The following is an 18,393-nucleotide window of genomic DNA, read 5'->3' on the forward strand; positions in this document are numbered from 1 at the left end:
CTGAGCGCTTATTCCCCTGACCAGGACCGCCAGTGCCAAGTCGGAGTTCATGGGTCAAGATCAGGACAATACCTCAGCGGGCGGCGCATCCAGCCGCGACGCCGCATCGACGGCCGACAGGCCGGGCGACCAGACGGCTGCCGCCGGCCGGTCCGCGTTGGTGCGCAAGGCGGATGTAGGCCGACAGGAACATCAGGCCCGGGCGATGACACTGGCAAAAGCCTTGCGCCTGACAGCCGCGAAAGTGGCGGATGATCTTCTGGACATGGCCTTTGCCGTCATTGGTATGCGCGCGGAGCGCTGCACTGGCGATGGTCTGGCCCGGCTGTTTGAGGGTGATGGTCTGCTGATGCTGCTGGAAGGGCCGCAGCGTCAGCGTGCGGCGGCGGTCATGGACAAGGCGCTGGTTGGCGCGTTGATCCAGCAACAGACGATGGGCAAGGTGCTGGCCGTGCCGGAAGGGGGCGACGACCGCAGCCTGACAGATACTGACGCCGCCATATGCGCACCCTTCCTTGATGCGCTGTTGTCCCGGGCCAGCCCCTTGCCGGAGCGTGCGGAGGATCAGGCGCTGATCCACGGTTTCACTTTTGGTGCACGCACCCCCGAACCCCGGCTGCTGCTGATGGCACTGGAAGCACCGGCCTATCGCATCCTTTACCTTACCATCGATATCGAAGGGGGACGGAGGCAGGGCGAACTGATGTTGTGCCTGCCCGATGCAGGCGCGGAGGCCCGTGGCCCTTCAGGGGGCACGGAGATGGCGCAGAACGGTACGTCTGGCAACGCGCCAACCGCGCCAACTGCGCCGCGCACACTGTCCGATCCGGTGATGGCATTGCCCGTGGACCTTCCCGTGGCTTTGACCCGCATCCGTCTGACGCTGAGCGCATTGAGCAACCTGAAGGTCGGCGAGGTGCTGACGCTGGAGGATCGTGATTTCACCGCCGCGCGTCTGCTGACGCCGGAGGGAAAGGGTCTGGGTCGCGGGACCTTGGGACAAGTGCAGGGGCAGCGTGCGCTCCAACTCGCGATTGAAACCATCCAGACTGGCAGCACGCCGAAATTTGCAGGGGCAATGGACAGGGATCATGCGACCGAACCCGACGTGGCGGCGGCAGGATTTGGTGCCGGGCTTGAGGAAAGGGGGGACCTGACAGCGGCCTTGCCTGATCTGCCGGATCTTTCGGATGATGGGGCAGGGCAGGACCTGCCGGACTTGCCTGATTTGCCGGAACTGGACGACTTGCCGGAATTGCCGGAATTGCCGGATATGTCGGACCTTGACGACCTCGCCCCGCTTCCCGATTTGCCGAACCTTGAAGACCTCAAGGCAGGCTAGCGGCGGGCGCAAGGGATTCGACAGCAGGGGCCAACACGACTTGCGACCTGCGCGATTGTTTCAGGCGAAGGGTTTGTCCAGCACCGGGGCAATGTTGGTCAGATCATAGCCCGCATCGCGCGCCGCCTGCATGATTTCATCGGCTGGCCGGTCTCCGGCTTCGCCCAGGGCCCAGGCGATGCATGACCGTGTGCCAGACGCGCAATAGGCCAGCACCACCTCGTCCGTGTCCGCACCCAGTTTCCTGTTGGTCGCGATGACGTCCGGCACGAGGCTTTGATGTGTCAGCGGTTGTTCGGCGAACTTGAGCCCGGCGGCTTCGGCTGCGGCGCGGATGGCTTCGGCCTGATGGCTGGGTGGCACTTCCATGTCCGGGCGATTGCACAGGATCAGGGTGATCCCGGCCGCGCGCAGATCATCCATGTCTTCGCAGGCGATCTGCGGTGCGACGTAATAACGGGAAGTCAGTTGGCGAATGTCCATGATTTGGTTTACGCAGCCGCCGCGCGTCTGTCCAGCGGATCCGGCGCATTGGCCGGGAACGATATATCAGGCCAGAAAGATGCCGATGATCACCATCATCAGACCGATGACGGACAGGAACAGCGCACCCAGGTTCAGCGGCAATGCCTTTTTCAGGACCGCGCGCATGTCTTCATCGGACAGGTCTTGGCGTTTTGCACGGCTGACGGTCACGATGCACCAGATCAGTCCAACAAGCCCCAGCAACGACAGGGCCGCTCCCGTCCAGATGATGATGTCGAATACAGATGTCTCAGGCGTGTCCATCCGCGCAGAGCTATGTCAAAGGAGGGTTCAGGGCAAGAGCCGCTTGCGGGTCGGCGGGGGGCGGGCTACTCAGGCCGAAACCAACCCGATTGAGGACCACATGAGCGATACCAGCACCAATCCCGACGTTATCGAATCCGAAGGCGATGCGACCTATCGCGTGACGGCCAACGAACTGCGCCAGTTTGTTGAACGGATCGAGCGGCTGGACGCGGAAAAGCGCGACCTGGCCGATCAGCAGAAAGAGGTGATGGCCGAGGCAAAGGCGCGCGGCTATGACACCAAGGTCCTGCGCAAGGTCATCGCACTGCGCAAGCGGGAGCCCGATGACATTGCCGAAGAAGAAGCGGTGCTGGAGATGTACAAGGAAGCGCTGGGCATGTGATGTCGCGCGCGGTTCAGGTTGTGACGCGCCCCGCACTGGCGCCTGCGCAGGATGCAGGTCCGATCCCCCTTGCACCTTATCGGCAGCCCCAATAGAAGGGCGGAAATTTTTCGCACGCAGCACGGCTGCGGGCCCCAATCCCATGGAGCACACATGCAGGTCAACGAGACGCTGAACGAAGGTCTGAAACGTGGCTATGCCATCACCGTGACGGCGGATGAACTGGACGCCAAGGTCAACGAAAAGCTGACGGAAGCGCAGCCCGAAGTCGAGATGAAGGGCTTTCGCAAAGGCAAGGTGCCGATGGCGCTGCTGAAAAAGCAGTTTGGTCAGCGGGTGATGGGCGAAGCGATGCAGGAAAGCATTGACGGTGCCATGGCCGAGCATTTCGAGAAATCCGGCGACCGTCCCGCGATGCAGCCAGAGGTCAAGATGACCAACGAGGAATGGAAAGAAGGCGACGACGTCGAGGTTTCCATGACCTATGAGGCACTGCCGGAGATCCCCGAAGTCGATCTGTCCAAGATCAAGCTGGAGAAGATGGTCGTCAAGGCCGACGATGCCGCCATTGAAGAAGCGCTGGGCAATTTGGCCGAAAGCGCGCAGAACTTCAAGGCGCGCAAGAAAGGCTCCAAGGCCAAGGACGGCGATCAGGTCGTGATGGATTTTGTCGGCAAGGTCGACGGCGAAGCATTTGAAGGCGGCTCTGCCGAGGATTATCCGCTGACGCTCGGCTCCAACTCCTTCATTCCCGGTTTTGAAGAGCAGCTAGTGGGCGTCAAGGCCGGCGACGAAAAGGCCGTGACCGTCAACTTCCCCGAAGATTACCAGGCCGAGCATCTCAAGGGTAAAGAAGCCGTGTTCGATTGCACGATCAAGGAGGTGAAAGAACCCACCGCCGCGGAGATCGACGATGAATTGGCGACCAAGTTCGGTGCTGAGGACCTTGCGGCGCTGAAAACCCAGATTGCAGAGCGTCTGGAAGCCGAATACGCAGGTGCTTCCCGCGCGGTGATGAAGCGCGGCCTGCTGGATGCGCTGGACAAACTGGTCAGCTTTGACCTGCCGCCGTCACTGGTCGAAGCCGAAGCGGGCCAGATCGCCCACCAGTTGTGGCACGAGGAAAACCCCGACGTCGAAGGCCATGATCACCCCGAGATCAAGCCGACCAAGGAGCATACAACACTGGCCGAACGCCGCGTGCGTCTTGGTTTGTTGCTGGCAGAGATGGGTCAGAAGGCAGAGATCGAGGTTTCAGACGCCGAGATGACGCAAGCCATCATGAACCAGGCCCGCCAGTATCCCGGTCAGGAACGCCAGTTCTTTGAATTCGTGCAACAAAACCAGCAGATGCAGCAGCAGATGCGCGCACCGATCTTTGAAGACAAGGTTGTCGATCACATCGCCGAGCAGGCCAAGGTGACGGAGAAGGAAGTCTCCAAGGATGATCTGCAGAAGGCTGTGGAAGCGCTTGAAGACGACGGATAAGCAACCTACCCAATTGCTGAAAAGGCCCTGCTGAGACGCGGGGCCTTTTTCATTTGGGCAACAGGGACTTAAGCGCTTCGAGCACAGCATCTGCGTCTTCGATCTGTGGCATGTGCCCGACATCGGGGAGCACTGCAAAGGTTGTTTTCCCTCCGATTGCCGCATGCAGCGCCTTGCCACGGGCCAAGGGGATCCACGGATCATCCCGGCCCCACAAGATGTGCGCCGGGCATCGCAAGGTGCCGTACAGGGGTTCGACCTCAGCGGTGTAGGCCTCGTCAGCTTGGTCGAACTGACGGTAGAAGCTGTCTGCGCCGTCAGGTGTGAGCCAGGGATCGATCAACGCCTGCAGGTCATCTGCGTCGATTGGTGTGACAAAGGCCCCTTCGATATAGGCCCGGACGATTGCCGCGTGGATGTGCGGCGGCAGCCCCTGAAATGCTGCGACATGACGGCCCACATGGTCAAAAAAGGCAGAACCCCAGGGCCGTAGGGCGACGACATTCATCAGGATCAGCCGCTGAAAGTCCGCACCGTGCAGCAGGTGCGCACGCAATGTTGACGCGCCACCGAAATCATGCGCGATAACGGTAGGTTGATTGAGTTTCCAGTGGTGCAAGAGGTCCGCAAAAACCTCTCCCTGCACGTCAAGGGAGGTGCGTTGCTGCGGGCTTTTGCCTGACCTACCGTAGCCGGGCATGTCATACCAGTACACCCGGTGGCTGCGCGCCAGTGCCGGTATCACCTTGTGCCACGCATAAGATGACCAAGGCCAGCCGTGTGCCAGCACCATTGGCGGTCCTTGTCCGGCTTGACCCGCACGGACGTTGCCTGCACGTGTCATGATGTCTTCTGAGAGATGCCATTCCATCGCATTGCCCGCCAATCTGCCCCGTCACCTGAGCATCTGGGGCAGGGCCGTTGCAATCCGCAATCCTGCCAATGGAGCAGTCGAGCACGCATGGTTTTTGCTGATGTGTAAGGATGGGTAACCCATCGATCGTCACGAAGGCCCCGGCGGGTCTGCATGCCTAACCCGAACGCAGGCCCGTCTCCACCAGCATCCCCCGCCGCTTGGCTTCGTAATAATAGCCGCGCGCATACCAGCTGATCGCGGCGTCGTAGTCGCCGTCGGACAGCAGCCATGCGCCGCGCAGGTATTTGACGGCAAATTCAAGGTTGGTGTCGGCGTTCAGCAAATCCTCCGGTTGACCGCGAAATCCCATGGTGCGCGCCGTTTGCGGCAGGATTTGCAGGAGGCCGTAATAGGGTCCGTTGCGCGCGCTTGGGTTATGTGTGCTTTCGCGGATGGCCAGACGGTGCACCAGCGGGCGCGGCACGTCGTAGAAATCTGCCCAGCGGTTGATGCTGGCGCGCAGCGCGGGTGTTTCATTCGGATAGAAGGGTGGTTCGCTTGGCGCGATGGGGGTGGGGCTGCGGCCGCAGGCGGCGAGGGCGGCGAATGCTGTGAAAAGGAGCGTGCGACGGTGCATGAGAGTTGCCTTTTTACTTTTTCGGAACCGTAGCGGCAGCCAGATGCCAAGGGCAAGAGAGGCGCGGTGGGACGGCGATTAACCGCGGCTTGTCTGCGCAGAGGGCAGAACGTGATCATGCGAGCGCCTGTTTTTCTTTGCATTGCGTCAGCGCTGCCGCCACACTCGAGAGCCTCAACAACATGGTGAAGGGGAGAGTAAGATGTGTGATATTTGCGTGATGAATGCGGTGAAACAGAAGATGTTGTCGCGCCGCAGCTTTTTCAAAGGCTCCGCCGCTGCGGGTGTTGCGGCTTTGGGTGCGACGGCGGCGACCACGCCCGCCATGGCCGCCGGTCACGGCACGGTCGAGGATATGACCCACACCCTGCACGAGGATTTTCCCACGTATTTCGGTGAAAGCCAGTTCTCCCGCGAGCAGCTTTTCAATTTCGCGGAGCATTCCTTTAACCTTCAGCAATATACGGTGAATGAACACACAGGCACCCACATCGACGCGCCCTTGCATTTTTCGGCAGACGGCGCGTCCGTTGATGAAATCCCGGTGTCGCAACTGATTGCGCCGCTTTGCGTCGTCGATATTGCGGCGAAGGCGGCAGAAGACATGGATGCACAGGTTACGCCGGATGATCTCAAGGCGTGGATTGCGGCAAACGGGGATATCCCGGCGGGAGCTTGTGTGGCGATGCACTCCGGCTGGGCGGCGAAAGTGGATACCGATGCCTACCGTGGTTTTGACGGTACGGCGCAGCATTACCCCGGCTTCCATGTGGAGGCGGTGCAGATGTTGATGGAACAGACGGAAGCGGCATCCATCGCGGTTGATACGCTGTCACTGGATCACGGCATTTCGGCCGATTTTGCAACGCATTACGCGTGGCTGCCGACGGGACGGTTCGGGATCGAAAATCTTGCCAATCTGGACAAGGTGCCGGCGGCGGGGGCCACGCTGGTCATCGGTGCGCCCAAGCATCGAGGTGGGACAGGTGGGCCAGCGCGGATCTTTGCAATGGTTTGAAGGGCATTGGCCCAACAGAAAACGCCGCGCAGGTTGCTGCGCGGCGTTTATCTTTTTCTATTGATGTCAGCGGGTTAGCTGGCAGGCGTCTCTTCGTCGTCGCCTGCGGCGTCTTCGATGACTTCTTCCACGGCTTCGGCCAGGTCTTCGTCTTCGGAGGCGGCTGCGCCGATGTCGTCGAACAGCTCGGCAATCTCGAAGTCTGCAGCGGCTTCTTCTTCAGCGGCCAGTTCCTGAATGGATTTGCCGGATGCCTGAAGCTCTGCTTCCTCGGGCGAACGCGCGACGTTGAGGTGTATCGTCGCTTCGACCTCGGGGTGCAGGACCACAGCCACGTCATGCAGGCCCAGTTCCTTGATCGGAGCGGTCAGAACGACCTGCTTGCGGTCCACGGTGAACCCCGCTTCGGTCGCTGCATCAGCGGCGTCACGGGTGGTGACGGAACCATAAAGCGCGCCTGCGTCGGACGCCGAACGAATCACGATGAACTGCTGACCGTTGAGGGTCTCAGCCATCTTGTCGGCTTCTTTCTTCGTCTCAAGGTTTTGCGCCTCAAGCTGGGCCTTGCGGCCTTCGAAAGCTTCGATGTTGGCTTTGGAAGCCGACAGCGCCTTGCCCTGCGGCAGCAGGTAGTTGCGTGCAAAGCCGGGTTTGACGTCCACGACTTCGCCCATCTGGCCCAGTTTGGCCACGCGTTGCAGAAGGATGACTTGCATGTGCTTTCTCCTTACTTGACGGCGTAGGGCAGCAGGGCGAGGAAGCGGGCGCGTTTGATGGCACGGGCCAGTTCACGCTGCTTTTTCGCAGAGACTGCGGTGATACGGGAAGGAACGATCTTGCCACGCTCGGAAATGTAGCGTTGCAGCAGACGGGTGTCCTTGTAGTCGATCTTGGGTGCATTGTCGCCCGAGAAGGGGCAGACCTTGCGGCGGCGGAAAAATGGTTTTGCAGCCATGGTTTAGTGTCCTTTCTTCAAGCTAAAGATCAACGACGCTCACGGCGGTCAGGCCGTTCGTCGCGTTTCTGCATCTGCACGGAAGGCAGTTCGGCGTGATCGTCGACCTTGATGGTCAGAACGCGCATCACGTCGTCATGCAGGCGCATCAGGCGTTCCATTTCCTGAACGGCCGGTGCGGGTGCATCCGAGCGCAGGAAGGCGTAGTGGCCCTTGCGGTTCTTGTTGATCTTGTAGGCCATCGTCTTGACGCCCCAGTACTCGTGATCCACGAGTTTCCCGCCGTTATCTGACAGGACGGCACCAAAGTGTTCGATCAGCCCCTCGGCTTGCGTGTTGGACAAATCCTGACGCGCGATCATTACATGCTCATACAGCGGCATGCGGTCTCCTATTTATATCAAGGCGCATTTCATAGGCAGGGCGGTACACCTTTGCGGCCCCACCACGAGAGACTGCGCGGTTCATATGTCTTGCAAAGGAAGTCGCCGTATACACGGTTTGGCGCGCGGGGCAAGGGGCCGCGCGCGCCATCGCTTCAGGTTGCGGGCGCTGTGAACAGGCCGCGGCGCAGGTTCAGGGCGCGCGCGCTTTGCAGCAGGACGATACCCGTCAGCACTGCCATCAGCACCTCAGCCACGGGTCCCGCCAGCCAGACGCCCGTTTCGCCCCAGAAGACCGGCAGGATGAAGGTCAGCGGCAGCGCGAAAGCATAGGGTTTGGTCAGCCCCAGAATCGCCGCGCGCGACGCGTTGCCGATGGCCTGAAAGTAGGTGGCGATGATGATCATCGGACCCGCAAGCCAGAGCATCAGCACCGTCAGCGGCAGGATGCGCGCAAAGGCATCGATCACGGCGGGATCCTCCACAAACCACCGCGCGATGACCACGGGGAACGCCGTCAGCAGCGCCTGCACCACCACGCAATAGCCAAAGGCGATGGCGATCCCGATCCGCAGGCTTTGATCCGACCGCGCCCAGCTTTGCGCGCCGTAGTTGTTGCCGACGATGGATTGCACCGCGTGGGTCATGCCGAGCAGGGGAAGGAACCCGAAGGTCAGAACCCGAGTGACCATGCCGTAAGCCGAGATGGTCGTTTCATAGCCTGGTACATCCAACATTTGCAGCGCCACGATCACGGCGGTGGTGCCAAGGGCGATGCCGATGAAATTCAGGCTTTGCGGTGCACCCAGCGCAAGGATGCGGCCCCACTTATGGAAGAGCGAGGATTGCAAGACAGCACTGGGGTGCAATTCCGCCCGACCGCGCAGGCGGTATCCCATGATGATGGACAGCGCCAGCAACTGCGCCAGCGCGGTGCCATAGGCCGACCCTGCGACCCCCATATCCAGCCATGCAATCAGCACATAGTTGAAGCCGATGTTGGATAGCGCCACCAGCAGGCTCATCGCGGCCATGAAACCGACGCGCCCTTCGTTGCGCAGCGCGTCGGAGTTCACGGCCAGCACGAATGCCAGCGGTGACATGAACGCGGTGATCGCCAGATAGGTTTGCGCCATGGCGGCCAGTTCGACCGATCCCGAGGCAAGTGCCAGCGTCAGCGGACCACCGATCAGCAGATAGCCGAGGATCAGCATCGCACTGACACACAGCGCCATGCCATGCGCGCCCGCAAAGATGGCGCGGGCCGCACCATGATCACCGGCGCCCAGATGCCGGGCCAGAATGCTCGACATGCCGTTCGATACCAGCGTCGCCAGCGCCACGATCAGCATGTAGAGCGGGAAGATCAGCGTGACCGCCCCCAGCGCGGCCGGGCCTACGTAGCGGCCCAGAAAGATCGCATCGACCAGGGTCAGGAGGCCGTTCATGCTCATCACGAAGATGATGGGCAGAGCGGTCTTGACGTAGATAAGGCCCAGCGGGCCATGGGTGAAGGTATTTGGTTTGGACATCTCTTTCCTCGTTTCAGATGTTCCACGGTGTAAAGAGGGGCTCGCGTTGACCTGTCACGTGGGAACGTATGAAAGGGTCAGAGTATCTTTTCGGCACTTCACCGAAGGCTTGCGCCCGCGAGCGGCTGGTGGCCGGACCATGGCGCACGGACTAGGGGTAAAGTGCTGCTGGTGCAATCCCCCCAAGGCCCGGATCGGCCTTGTGGTGACAGATCGGCATCATATCACCGCACCATCGACGCGGAGCTGCCCTTATTTGGTCGCCTTTGCGGCGCAGTCTTTTCCCGAGAACACCAGCAAGCGAGAAGAGACAATGAATACCGCCGCGCCATTCACCGAAGCCGATGCAACCGCCGCACTGCCTGTGCGCATGCTGGACGGAGGGCGCTGGCTGGTGCGGGGGATGCAGCGGCTTGTGGGTGTTGCGCTGATCCTTGCGGCGCTTGGACTGTGGCTGGCGCCGGGTTCGGGTTTCGGCACCGATGCTGTGTTGTTCAAGCTGTTGTTGTCGATCATTGCGGCTTTTGCCGCGATCGGTTTTCTGCAATCAGGCGCGTCCAAAGCTGCCCCTTTTGTCGAGATCGACACAATCCGTCGTGAAGTGCGCCTGATGCGCGCGTCCGGTCAGGATGCAGCGCAGGTCATCGAACGCTGTGCGATAGACGATCTGGCGCATGCCGAACTGGTCGGCGCGCATGTGCGTCTGTGGGATGCAAGCGGTGCATTTCTGGCCGAAGCCACGTTGACGGACCCACAGGCCTTTGCCCGGATGCGGGCTTGCCTGCAAGACAGCGGAAAACTGGCCTGATCGCATATCCCGGCCTTTGGCGCAGCATCTCAACATACTTAACCCTTCGAAGTCCGGATTTATTCGCTCACGCAATGTTCATCAATGCGCAGGGTCTGTTCGCGCTGCGGTGATTGATTACTGCCCCTATCGCATCAGATATTGGATATTGTAATCAATTACGGAGCAATGCCATGACGTCGACCACGCCCCTCAAATCCATCATGTTTGCCACCGCGCTGACCTTCGGTCTTGGCGCGACTGCCGCAACTGCAGCAGAGAAGTTCGTGCTGGACTCCAGCCACAGCCAAGTGATTTTCAACTATGATCACTTGGGGTTTTCAACAACCTACGGGATGTTCTCCGGGTTTGAGGGCGAAATCATGTTCGACGAGGCCGATCCTGCCGCGTCCTCCGTGAATGTGTCGATGCCGGTCATGTCGATGTTTACCGGTTGGGAACAGCGCACAGGCCATTTCATGTCCGACGATTTCTTTGGAGCGCAGGAAGGCGACCTGGTCACCTTTACCTCCACCGCGATTGAGGTGACGGGCGAGGATACTGCAAAGATCACCGGTGATCTGAGCATGAACGACGTTACCAAGTCCGTCGTTCTGGACGCCACGCTGAACAAGGTCGGGGATCATCCGATGGCGGGCAAGCCTTGGATGGGTTTCAACGCGACGACAACGCTGATGCGGTCCGACTTCAACCTGGGTGCCTTCGCGCCTGCGGTTGGCGATGAAGTCGAGGTGATGATTTCCCTTGAGGCGATGAAGGCCGAGTAACCCGGCTTTGCATCGCGACAACTAAGACCGCCGGGCTGATGCCACGGCGGTTTTTTTGTTTCAGCTTTGGGGTTCGGCTGCGCCGCGGGTCGCCGTCAGCTTGATCACGACATCCACGGCGAAGGCCAGGCTGCCTTCATCTTGCATGTTATTCCCCACGCCGAAATCCAGCCGGTTCAACGTGATGCTGCCGTTCATTTCAGCCCGGTCGCCAGTAATGGCAAGCGAGAACGGCAGAGCGACGGGCACTTCGTTGTCCTTGATGCGCAAGGTGCCATCTGCCAGATAACCGTCCTGACCGGTCTTGATCTGGCCGCTGAAGGTGGCGGTCGGATGGTTGGCCGCATCAAAGAAATCAGCACCCATAGCCTGATCGGTGACCGATCCAAGGGTCAGTGAAGGAATGGAAACGGTTGTTGTGACGTCGCCGAAGGGGCCATCGGTTACGGTTTCATCGAATGTGATCGCGGCGGTCCAGTCGGCAAAGGTGCCGGTGACCGGATTGCCGAACTGGATGACGGTGATTTCGATACTGCCCTCCTCGACCTGCCATTCGGACGCGACTTCTTCAAGCGCGACCGCTGCGGCTGCGAGGTTGTCCTTTTCGCCGGTGTTCAAGGCCGCGGCCAGTGCCAGTGCGGCCACCCACAGGCCAACAGCGCCAAAGACGGGAGACCGCGGGTGGCGATGTTCCGGCAGCGGGCCAAGGCCCGGTGTGCCGGGCAGCATCCGCAACAGCGTCGCATCCCGGTCGACGACATGGTGTTTCAGCGCGCCAGCGATGTGCAGCACAAGGGCGGCGATCAGCACTTTGGTGGCGACCCAGTGCACGGCGCTGGCGAAGTGTTCGACCTCGACCGATTTGGGGACCAGCGGCAGGTTCTGGCCAAATGGCCACCAGATCGGCGCGAAGCCTGCTGCGGCGGCGTGTCCGATCCAGCCTGACAACGGCACGATCACCAGCGCGCCGTAAAGCATCCAGTGCACCAGTTCGGCAAGGCGGCTTTCCAGCGGTTTGTCGGCGTTGAGAAGGGCGGGCTTGGTCTGGCTCAGCGCCCACAAGATGCGCAGGGTGGCGGTGAAGAAGGCGGCAACCCCGAGTGTCTTGTGGAGCGAGAAGAGCCACGCCTTGCGCGCAAGTTCGGGTTCCGTCTCGTAAGGCAGTTGGTTGGCGTACCAGCCCAGCGGGATCAGTGTCAGGATCAGCAGCGCGGTGAGCCAGTGAAAGGTCTTTGTAACGCCGCCATAGCGTTCTGCGGTATTGCTCAGGGCCATCTCATGCTCCGTCAATGGGTTCCGGTAATAGGTAACGGTGTGGCGGCTGAGGACAATGGGGTTCTGTGCAGAGGGGATGTGCGGCCTTGTTTGGCCTTTATGCAGGCGCTAAGGCAGTGAAAGACAAAAGATGAGGTTTCCATGAGCATTGCATTCGTTTTTCCCGGTCAGGGCGCACAGACCATCGGTATGGGGCAGGCGCTGGCAGCGGCCTATCCGGCCGCACGCGCGGTCTTTGATGAGGTGGACGCCGCGCTGGGTGAAAAGCTGTCGACGTTGATCTGGGACGGCGAAATCGAGACGCTGACGCTGACGGAGAATGCCCAGCCTGCGTTGATGGCAACTTCGATGGCGGCGCTGGCCGCATTGAAGGCGGAAGGGGTCGGCATGGACCGGGCCGCGTTCGTGGCGGGGCATTCGTTGGGCGAATACGCCGCCCTTTGTGCGGCGGGCGCGTTGTCCTTGGCCGATACAGCGCGGCTTTTGCGGGTGCGGGGACGCGCGATGCAGGCGGCGGTGCCTGTGGGTCAGGGCGCCATGGCGGCGGTGCTGGGACTGGATGCCGCAGCGGTTGAAAAGGTCGCGCAGGACGCGGCGGGGGATGAGGTGTGCCAGTTGGCCAATGAGAACGATCCGACGCAGAACGTCATATCGGGCAGCAAGGCCGCGATTGAGCGGGCGGTCGTGCTGGCCAAGGAAGCGGGCGCAAAGCGGGCCTTGCCCTTGCCCGTGTCAGCGCCGTTTCATTGCGCATTGATGCAACCCGCAGCAGACGAGATGGCGCAGGCGCTGGCGGATGTGACCATGCGTGATCCATCCGTGCCGCTGGTTGCCAATGTTCTGGCCGAGGGCGTATCGGACGCGGATCGCATCCGGGATCTGTTGGTGGAGCAGGTGACCGGGCGGGTGCGCTGGCGGTCGTCCGTAGAGTGGATGGCGGCGCAGGGCGTGACGGAGTTCTGGGAAATCGGTGCAGGCAAGGCGCTGTCGGGTATGATCCGGCGGATTGCCAAGGAAAGCACCTGCCGGGCGGTTGGTACACCGGACGATGTGGCGGCGGTGGTCGCGGGCTGATGCGGCTTTGGGCAGTTCTGGCGCTGCTGGCTGCGCTGCTGCTGGGGTGCGCGATTGCAGATAATGCCGTCGACCGGACAGCGCTTGACGTACAGGGCGCACAGCTTTTCATCAGTGGAGAGGTGACCTCGCGCACGCCTGCGAATTTTCTGGCGGTTCTGGATGCCAATCCGCAGATCACCACGGTTGTTCAGACCTATATGCCCGGATCACTGGATGACGAGGCGGTCCTGCGGATGGGGTACGCGGTGCGCGACCGGGGGCTAAACACGCACCTGACAGCGCAGAGCGAGATTTATTCAGGCGCGGTTGATCTGTTTCTGGCCGGACGCACGCGCACCATGGAACGCGGCGCGGTGATCGGCGTACATGCCTGGGCCGATGGGTTTGGAGAGGCGACGTCCTATCCACCGGATGCGCCGGAGCATCAGGCCACCGCGGCCTACACCCGCGAGATGCTGGGCAGCGATGCGTTTTACTGGTTTACCTTGCAGGCCGCACCTTCGGACGGGATACATGAGATGACAGAGGCGGAAATCGCCCGTTTCGGCCTGCTGACGCAGGCTGTGTTGAATTAGAAGAACAAAGGACAGGATATGTTTGATCTGACAGGGAAAAATGCTCTGGTGACCGGGGCATCGGGCGGTATCGGGGCGGAAATCGCGCGCAGTCTGCATGCCGCAGGTGCGGCGGTCGGGCTGTCGGGCACCCGGGTTGAGCCGCTTGAAGCGCTGGCGGCTGAACTTGGGGAGCGGGCCCATGTCCTGCCGTGCAACCTGAGCGACATGGAAGCGGTCACGGCGCTGCCCAAGCAGGCGGCGGAGGCGATGGGATCGGTCGATATTCTGGTCAACAATGCCGGCATCACGCGCGACAACCTGTTCATGCGCATGTCGGACGAGGAATGGGATACCGTGCTGGACGTAAACCTCGGCGCGACATTTCGGCTTTGCAAAGGGGTGATGCGGGGGATGATGAAGGCGCGATGGGGCCGGATCGTGAATATCTCAAGTATTGTGGGGGCCACGGGAAATCCCGGACAGGCCAACTATGCCGCGTCAAAAGCCGGTATGGTCGGCATGTCCAAATCGCTTGCCTTTGAGGTTGCCAGCCGTGGGATTACGGTGAATGCAGTCGCGCCGGGATTTATTGCGACAGCTATGACAGACAAACTGACCGATGATCAAAAGTCTGGAATCATGGAACAAATTCCGACCGGGCGCATGGGCACACCGGCCGAGATTGGTGCCGCCGTGCTGTACCTTTCAAGTGAAGAAGCCGCCTATCTTACGGGCACGACCTTGCACGTAAACGGTGGCATGGCCATGTTGTAGCCAGCGCTGCATTACCGTTTGCGCGCCTGAAATCCTGTGCTAAAGGGGGCGCAGAATCGATCCTGCGGCGTTTGACCATGCCGCGCGACTTGTGCCACAAGCCTGTGCACAAACGACATCACCGCCCCGTATCAGGGCTATCTGCCAAGTGCCCGGCACCGGGTATGCGGAAAAAGGAAGGGTCACAGACCCGAAAACGTGAGGAAGAATTATGAGCGACGTCGCAGACCGCGTGAAAAAGATCGTTGTGGAACACCTTGGTGTGGAAGAGGACAAAGTGGCCGAGAATGCGTCGTTCATCGACGATCTGGGTGCCGACAGTCTTGACACCGTCGAGCTGGTGATGGCGTTCGAAGAAGAGTTCGGGATCGAGATCCCTGATGACGCGGCCGAGAACATCCAGACCTTCGGCGACGCGGTGAAGTTCATCAAAGAAGCGTCCTGAACGGACATCTCCCCGACAGCCAGCGCGCTGTAAGGGAACGAAAGAATGAGGCGGCATCAATTCGAAAGCGGATTGATGCCGTTTTTTGTTTCAGAACGTCGAGTGGGGGTTGTGGGTCTGCGCGGTGCTGCGGCACAAGGGATGCAGGCAGCAATTCAAGTGTGAAGGCAATTCACCAACCATGTCGCGAACAGTACCGACCATCAACACGCCCCGTTTGACCCTGCGCGCGATGCGTGCGGAGGATTTCAGCCGTTTTGCGCAGATTTGGGCCACGCCCGAGGTCGTGGCCCACATCAGCGGTGATCCACGGCCCAAATCCCAGTCATGGGATTCGTTTCTGCGCAATGCCGGGCATTGGCAGATCAGCGGCTTCGGGCAGTGGGGGGTGCAGGTGCATCGTCAGCCCCAGATGGACGGGCAGGTCGGTTTCTTTTTTGGAAGCAGGGGTTTGGGCGATGATTTCGATCCCTACCCGGAAGCAGGCTGGGTTCTGGCACCCGAAGCGCAGGGTGCAGGGTTGGGGATGGAAGCCGCGCAGGCCGCCCACGATTGGTTTGATCGGATCATCGCGGGACGCACGGTTTGCATCATCACGCCCGGGAACGTCGCCTCGCTGAAAATCGCGGAAAAGTTGGGATATGTGGCGATGCGGGAGGCCCGCATGGATGGTGCGGACGTGGTGCTGATGTCCCGCAAGGGGCCACCGGTCTGACCGGTTCGAAATGGACCATGGTTTTGCTGCTCTTGAACAGGCGCGCCTGCACCATGTATAGGCCTGACAACTTAACACAGAAGACAACAGACAGGGTCGGCATATGCGCAGAGTAGTGGTGACGGGCATGGGGTTGGTGACACCTCTGGCGGACGGGGTCGAGGAAAGCTGGAGCCGCATTCTGGACGGGCAGTCCGGGGCAGGGCCGATCAGCGGTTTCGATGCCAGTAATCTGGTCACGCAGTATGCCTGTGAAGTGCCTTTGGGCGACGGCAGCAACGGCACCTTCGATGCGGGCAAGTACATGGAGCCGAAGGAACAGCGCAAGGTCGATACCTTCATCCTGTTTGGGATGGCAGCCGCGCAGCAGGCCGTGGAGGATGCGGGCTGGATGCCGACGGATGATGAGGGGCAGGAGCGTACAGGTGTGCTGATCGGTTCCGGCATCGGGGGGCTTAATTCGATCGCCAACACCGCCGTGATGATGAAGGAAAAGGGCCCGCGCCGGGTCAGCCCGTTTTTTGTGCCGGGCGCTTTGATCAATCTGATCTCCGGTCAGGTATCGATCCGCTATGGGTTCAGGGGACCGAACCATTCGGTCGTGACCGCCTGTTCGACCGGTGCGCATGCAATCGGGGATGCCAGCCGTCTGATCCAGCATGGGGATGCGGATGTGATGATCGCAGGAGGCGCGGAAGCGGCGATCTGCGAGATCGGGATCGCCGGGTTCAATGCCTGCAAGGCGCTGAGCACCAAGCGCGGGGACGACCCGCAGAAGGCCAGCCGCCCCTATGATGCGGACCGTGACGGTTTCGTCATGGGCGAAGGAGCGGGCATTGTGGTGCTGGAGGAGTACGAACATGCCAAGGCGCGCGGCGCAAAGATCTATGCCGAGGTGATCGGCTATGGCCTGTCGGGGGACGCCTACCACATCACGGCCCCGTCGGAGAACGGGGAAGGGGGCGAACGGTCCATGCGCGCCGCCCTGCGTGGGGCAGGGCTGGAACCCAAGGATATCGATTACATCAACGCCCATGGCACATCGACCATGGCCGATACCATTGAACTGGGCGCGGTGGAGCGGATGATGGGAGAGCATGCAAGCAAGGTGACCATGTCGTCGACCAAGTCTGCCACCGGGCATCTGCTGGGCGCTGCGGGGGCGATCGAGGCGATCTTTTCCATTCTGGCGATCCGCGATCAGGTGGCCCCGCCGACGATCAACCTTGACAATCCGGCAGTCGAGACGACCGTTGATCTGGCTGCCAACAAAAAGGTGGAGCGGGAGATCAATGTGGCACTGTCGAATTCCTTCGGTTTCGGGGGCACCAATGCGAGCGTCCTGTTCGGGAAGGTCAGCTGATGTGGCGGCACGTTGCCTCTAACGCGGTGACGTTTCTGCTGGTGGGGTTGTTCCTGCTGGGCGGGGTGATCCTGTGGGGCAAGAATGCGTATGAGACCACGGGGCCGCTTGAACAGGCGATCTGTTTGCAGGTGGAACGCGGGTCGAACATGCGGCGGGTGAGCGAGGACCTGGCGGACCAAGGTGCGGTTCGGTCACCGGCGATCCTGCGGATTGGTGCGGATTATCAGGAAAAGACCCAGGATTTGAAGGCGGGCAGTTTTCTGGTCGAACCCGGCACGTCGATGGCGGAGATCGTTGATATTGTCACCCGTGGCGGTGCCAGTACCTGCGGGACCGAGATTGTCTATCGTGTGGGTGTGAACCGCATCTCAGCGCAGGTGAGGGAGCTTGATCCGGCGACAAACCGTTTCGTGGAGCAGGCGACCTTTGTGCCCGGCGAGGACGAGGTGCCGCAGGTCTACACGCAGAAGAGGGACGAAGCGGATACGCGGTTTCGGGTGGCCGTTGCCGAGGGCGTGACAAGTTGGCAGGTGGTCGAGGCGTTGAATGCGCTGGAAGTGCTGGAAGGCACGGTTGCGGAATTGCCAGCAGAAGGGGCGCTTGCGCCTGACAGCTATGAGGTTCGTCCGGGAGATGACCGGGCGGCGGTGATTGAGCGGATGCGGACCGCGCAGGACGCGATTGTGGCGGAAGCCTGGGCCAATCGGGCGGATGATCTGCCCGTTGGAAGCCCGGAAGACCTGCTGATCCTCGCTTCGATTATCGAAAAAGAAACGGGCGTGGCCGAAGAGCGGCGGCAGGTGGCGAGCGTGTTCGTCAACCGCCTGAACCAGGGGATGCGGTTGCAGACCGACCCGACGGTGATCTACGGGATTACCGAAGGCAAGGGCGTGCTGGGGCGCGGTTTGCGGCGGTCCGAATTGCGCCGGGAGACACCCTGGAACACCTATGTGATCGACGGGCTGCCGCCGACACCGATTGCAAATCCGGGCCGCGAGAGCCTGATGGCTGCCGCGCAGCCTGACGAGAGCGAATATATCTTCTTTGTGGCGGACGGGACCGGTGGGCATGCGTTTGCCGTGACGCTGGAAGAGCATAACCGCAATGTGGCACGCTGGCGTGAGATCGAGGCCGAGCGCGGCGCTGAAGCGGCGGGCAATGCGTCGACAGGTGGGAATTGAGCCGGGCAACGTACGGTCCGGTAAGGTGTTGTTAACAATAATC

At 61.0% G+C, this 18,393-nt stretch carries 22 protein-coding genes; 13 read left to right on the plus strand and 9 right to left on the minus strand.

The window, feature by feature from the left end; translation table 11 throughout:
• The first annotated feature begins 49 nt into the window (after positions 1-49).
• Entirely contained in the window at positions 50-1,342 is a 1,293-nt protein-coding gene (locus AB4X18_RS16785) for a FliM/FliN family flagellar motor C-terminal domain-containing protein (protein WP_370401168.1), read from the plus strand.
• Between the two features lie 60 nt (positions 1,343-1,402).
• Here the strand turns inward: AB4X18_RS16785 and AB4X18_RS16790 are convergent, their stop codons facing one another.
• Positions 1,403-1,825: a TIGR01244 family sulfur transferase gene (locus AB4X18_RS16790; RefSeq protein ID WP_370401169.1), complete on the minus strand. Its 423-nt coding sequence runs from the start codon at positions 1,823-1,825 to the stop codon at positions 1,403-1,405.
• 66 nt (positions 1,826-1,891) lie between these two features.
• On the minus strand, positions 1,892-2,131 hold the full coding sequence (locus tag AB4X18_RS16795; protein WP_370401170.1) for a hypothetical protein: 240 nt from the start codon (positions 2,129-2,131) through the stop codon (positions 1,892-1,894).
• A gap of 100 nt (positions 2,132-2,231) precedes the next feature.
• Here AB4X18_RS16795 and AB4X18_RS16800 point away from each other — a divergent pair, with 100 nt between their 5' ends.
• Both AB4X18_RS16800 and tig read left to right on the plus strand, forming a co-directional pair.
• The gene (locus AB4X18_RS16800; RefSeq protein ID WP_370401171.1) at positions 2,232-2,516 is read left to right on the plus strand and encodes a DUF2312 domain-containing protein; all 285 of its coding nucleotides are present in this window, start codon (positions 2,232-2,234) and stop codon (positions 2,514-2,516) included.
• 153 nt (positions 2,517-2,669) lie between these two features.
• Positions 2,670-4,004: a trigger factor gene (gene tig, locus AB4X18_RS16805; RefSeq protein ID WP_432816816.1), complete on the plus strand. Its 1,335-nt coding sequence runs from the start codon at positions 2,670-2,672 to the stop codon at positions 4,002-4,004.
• A gap of 49 nt (positions 4,005-4,053) precedes the next feature.
• Here the strand turns inward: tig and AB4X18_RS16810 are convergent, their stop codons facing one another.
• The gene (locus tag AB4X18_RS16810; protein ID WP_370401172.1) at positions 4,054-4,797 is read right to left on the minus strand and encodes an alpha/beta fold hydrolase; all 744 of its coding nucleotides are present in this window, start codon (positions 4,795-4,797) and stop codon (positions 4,054-4,056) included.
• 238 nt (positions 4,798-5,035) lie between these two features.
• On the minus strand, positions 5,036-5,497 hold the full coding sequence (locus AB4X18_RS16815) for a transglycosylase SLT domain-containing protein (RefSeq protein ID WP_370401173.1): 462 nt from the start codon (positions 5,495-5,497) through the stop codon (positions 5,036-5,038).
• A 202-nt stretch (positions 5,498-5,699) separates the two neighbouring features.
• On the opposite strand from AB4X18_RS16815, the gene AB4X18_RS16820 reads away from it, so the two are divergent.
• Positions 5,700-6,515: a cyclase family protein gene (locus AB4X18_RS16820; RefSeq protein WP_370401174.1), complete on the plus strand. Its 816-nt coding sequence runs from the start codon at positions 5,700-5,702 to the stop codon at positions 6,513-6,515.
• Positions 6,516-6,589: 74 nt separating this feature from the next.
• Here the strand turns inward: AB4X18_RS16820 and rplI are convergent, their stop codons facing one another.
• From rplI to AB4X18_RS16840, 4 genes are all read right to left on the minus strand, one after another.
• Positions 6,590-7,231, minus strand: a complete 642-nt coding sequence (gene rplI, locus AB4X18_RS16825) for a 50S ribosomal protein L9 (RefSeq protein ID WP_370401175.1) — start codon at positions 7,229-7,231, stop codon at positions 6,590-6,592.
• Between the two features lie 11 nt (positions 7,232-7,242).
• Complete coding sequence (rpsR, locus tag AB4X18_RS16830; RefSeq protein WP_005982441.1) at positions 7,243-7,470, minus strand: 30S ribosomal protein S18; 228 nt, start codon at positions 7,468-7,470, stop codon at positions 7,243-7,245.
• A gap of 29 nt (positions 7,471-7,499) precedes the next feature.
• A complete protein-coding gene (gene rpsF, locus AB4X18_RS16835; RefSeq protein ID WP_299882152.1) occupies positions 7,500-7,853 on the minus strand; it encodes a 30S ribosomal protein S6 in 354 nt (117 codons plus the stop codon).
• Positions 7,854-8,008: 155 nt separating this feature from the next.
• Entirely contained in the window at positions 8,009-9,385 is a 1,377-nt protein-coding gene (locus AB4X18_RS16840; RefSeq protein ID WP_370401176.1) for an MATE family efflux transporter, read from the minus strand.
• A gap of 313 nt (positions 9,386-9,698) precedes the next feature.
• Here AB4X18_RS16840 and AB4X18_RS16845 point away from each other — a divergent pair, with 313 nt between their 5' ends.
• Both AB4X18_RS16845 and AB4X18_RS16850 read left to right on the plus strand, forming a co-directional pair.
• Entirely contained in the window at positions 9,699-10,193 is a 495-nt protein-coding gene (locus AB4X18_RS16845) for a hypothetical protein (protein WP_370401177.1), read from the plus strand.
• A gap of 173 nt (positions 10,194-10,366) precedes the next feature.
• Positions 10,367-10,960: a YceI family protein gene (locus AB4X18_RS16850; RefSeq protein WP_370401178.1), complete on the plus strand. Its 594-nt coding sequence runs from the start codon at positions 10,367-10,369 to the stop codon at positions 10,958-10,960.
• Positions 10,961-11,020: 60 nt separating this feature from the next.
• Here the strand turns inward: AB4X18_RS16850 and AB4X18_RS16855 are convergent, their stop codons facing one another.
• On the minus strand, positions 11,021-12,235 hold the full coding sequence (locus AB4X18_RS16855) for a cytochrome b/b6 domain-containing protein (protein ID WP_370401179.1): 1,215 nt from the start codon (positions 12,233-12,235) through the stop codon (positions 11,021-11,023).
• 141 nt (positions 12,236-12,376) lie between these two features.
• Between AB4X18_RS16855 and fabD the strand changes: the two genes are divergently transcribed.
• The 7 genes from fabD (at position 12,377) to mltG (ending at position 18,350) form a co-directional block, all read left to right on the plus strand.
• Positions 12,377-13,309 carry an ACP S-malonyltransferase gene (gene fabD / locus AB4X18_RS16860; RefSeq protein ID WP_370401180.1) on the plus strand — a complete coding sequence of 311 codons (933 nt, stop codon included), beginning with the start codon at positions 12,377-12,379 and terminating at the stop codon, positions 13,307-13,309.
• Complete coding sequence (locus tag AB4X18_RS16865; RefSeq protein WP_370401181.1) at positions 13,309-13,887, plus strand: hypothetical protein; 579 nt, start codon at positions 13,309-13,311, stop codon at positions 13,885-13,887. The genes fabD and AB4X18_RS16865 overlap by 1 nt, the downstream gene beginning before the upstream one ends.
• Positions 13,888-13,905: 18 nt before the next feature.
• Complete coding sequence (gene fabG / locus AB4X18_RS16870; protein ID WP_370401182.1) at positions 13,906-14,643, plus strand: 3-oxoacyl-[acyl-carrier-protein] reductase; 738 nt, start codon at positions 13,906-13,908, stop codon at positions 14,641-14,643.
• Between the two features lie 211 nt (positions 14,644-14,854).
• Positions 14,855-15,088: an acyl carrier protein gene (locus tag AB4X18_RS16875; RefSeq protein WP_025057844.1), complete on the plus strand. Its 234-nt coding sequence runs from the start codon at positions 14,855-14,857 to the stop codon at positions 15,086-15,088.
• 181 nt (positions 15,089-15,269) lie between these two features.
• Positions 15,270-15,803, plus strand: coding sequence for a GNAT family N-acetyltransferase (locus AB4X18_RS16880; protein ID WP_370401183.1), 534 nt, complete (start codon positions 15,270-15,272; stop codon positions 15,801-15,803).
• A gap of 103 nt (positions 15,804-15,906) precedes the next feature.
• Positions 15,907-17,166 (plus strand): beta-ketoacyl-ACP synthase II, encoded by a 1,260-nt coding sequence (fabF, locus tag AB4X18_RS16885; RefSeq protein WP_370401184.1) that lies wholly within the window; start codon positions 15,907-15,909, stop codon positions 17,164-17,166.
• Entirely contained in the window at positions 17,166-18,350 is a 1,185-nt protein-coding gene (mltG, locus tag AB4X18_RS16890; RefSeq protein WP_370401185.1) for an endolytic transglycosylase MltG, read from the plus strand. Before fabF ends, mltG begins: the two co-directional genes overlap by 1 nt.
• Positions 18,351-18,393: the final 43 nt, after the last annotated feature.

This window comes from Sulfitobacter rhodophyticola, assembly GCF_041281685.2.
Taxonomy (GTDB): domain Bacteria; phylum Pseudomonadota; class Alphaproteobacteria; order Rhodobacterales; family Rhodobacteraceae; genus Sulfitobacter.

What these genes read in the sequence shown, in the direction of transcription:
- AB4X18_RS16880 (WP_370401183.1), top strand. Translation starts at nt 15,270, where the DNA reads ATGTCGCGAACAGTACCGACCATCAACACGCCCCGTTTGACCCTGCGC.
- AB4X18_RS16785 (WP_370401168.1), top strand. Translation starts at nt 50, where the DNA reads ATGGGTCAAGATCAGGACAATACCTCAGCGGGCGGCGCATCCAGCCGC.
- AB4X18_RS16810 (WP_370401172.1), bottom strand. Translation starts at nt 4,797, where the DNA reads ATGGTGCTGGCACACGGCTGGCCTTGGTCATCTTATGCGTGGCACAAG.
- AB4X18_RS16800 (WP_370401171.1), top strand. Translation starts at nt 2,232, where the DNA reads ATGAGCGATACCAGCACCAATCCCGACGTTATCGAATCCGAAGGCGAT.
- rplI (WP_370401175.1), bottom strand. Translation starts at nt 7,231, where the DNA reads ATGCAAGTCATCCTTCTGCAACGCGTGGCCAAACTGGGCCAGATGGGC.
- fabG (WP_370401182.1), top strand. Translation starts at nt 13,906, where the DNA reads ATGTTTGATCTGACAGGGAAAAATGCTCTGGTGACCGGGGCATCGGGC.
- AB4X18_RS16820 (WP_370401174.1), top strand. Translation starts at nt 5,700, where the DNA reads ATGTGTGATATTTGCGTGATGAATGCGGTGAAACAGAAGATGTTGTCG.
- AB4X18_RS16865 (WP_370401181.1), top strand. Translation starts at nt 13,309, where the DNA reads ATGCGGCTTTGGGCAGTTCTGGCGCTGCTGGCTGCGCTGCTGCTGGGG.
- fabD (WP_370401180.1), top strand. Translation starts at nt 12,377, where the DNA reads ATGAGCATTGCATTCGTTTTTCCCGGTCAGGGCGCACAGACCATCGGT.
- AB4X18_RS16795 (WP_370401170.1), bottom strand. Translation starts at nt 2,131, where the DNA reads ATGGACACGCCTGAGACATCTGTATTCGACATCATCATCTGGACGGGA.
- rpsF (WP_299882152.1), bottom strand. Translation starts at nt 7,853, where the DNA reads ATGCCGCTGTATGAGCATGTAATGATCGCGCGTCAGGATTTGTCCAAC.
- AB4X18_RS16850 (WP_370401178.1), top strand. Translation starts at nt 10,367, where the DNA reads ATGACGTCGACCACGCCCCTCAAATCCATCATGTTTGCCACCGCGCTG.
- AB4X18_RS16855 (WP_370401179.1), bottom strand. Translation starts at nt 12,235, where the DNA reads ATGGCCCTGAGCAATACCGCAGAACGCTATGGCGGCGTTACAAAGACC.
- AB4X18_RS16875 (WP_025057844.1), top strand. Translation starts at nt 14,855, where the DNA reads ATGAGCGACGTCGCAGACCGCGTGAAAAAGATCGTTGTGGAACACCTT.
- AB4X18_RS16845 (WP_370401177.1), top strand. Translation starts at nt 9,699, where the DNA reads ATGAATACCGCCGCGCCATTCACCGAAGCCGATGCAACCGCCGCACTG.
- rpsR (WP_005982441.1), bottom strand. Translation starts at nt 7,470, where the DNA reads ATGGCTGCAAAACCATTTTTCCGCCGCCGCAAGGTCTGCCCCTTCTCG.
- mltG (WP_370401185.1), top strand. Translation starts at nt 17,166, where the DNA reads ATGTGGCGGCACGTTGCCTCTAACGCGGTGACGTTTCTGCTGGTGGGG.
- AB4X18_RS16815 (WP_370401173.1), bottom strand. Translation starts at nt 5,497, where the DNA reads ATGCACCGTCGCACGCTCCTTTTCACAGCATTCGCCGCCCTCGCCGCC.
- AB4X18_RS16840 (WP_370401176.1), bottom strand. Translation starts at nt 9,385, where the DNA reads ATGTCCAAACCAAATACCTTCACCCATGGCCCGCTGGGCCTTATCTAC.
- fabF (WP_370401184.1), top strand. Translation starts at nt 15,907, where the DNA reads ATGCGCAGAGTAGTGGTGACGGGCATGGGGTTGGTGACACCTCTGGCG.
- AB4X18_RS16790 (WP_370401169.1), bottom strand. Translation starts at nt 1,825, where the DNA reads ATGGACATTCGCCAACTGACTTCCCGTTATTACGTCGCACCGCAGATC.
- tig (WP_432816816.1), top strand. Translation starts at nt 2,670, where the DNA reads ATGCAGGTCAACGAGACGCTGAACGAAGGTCTGAAACGTGGCTATGCC.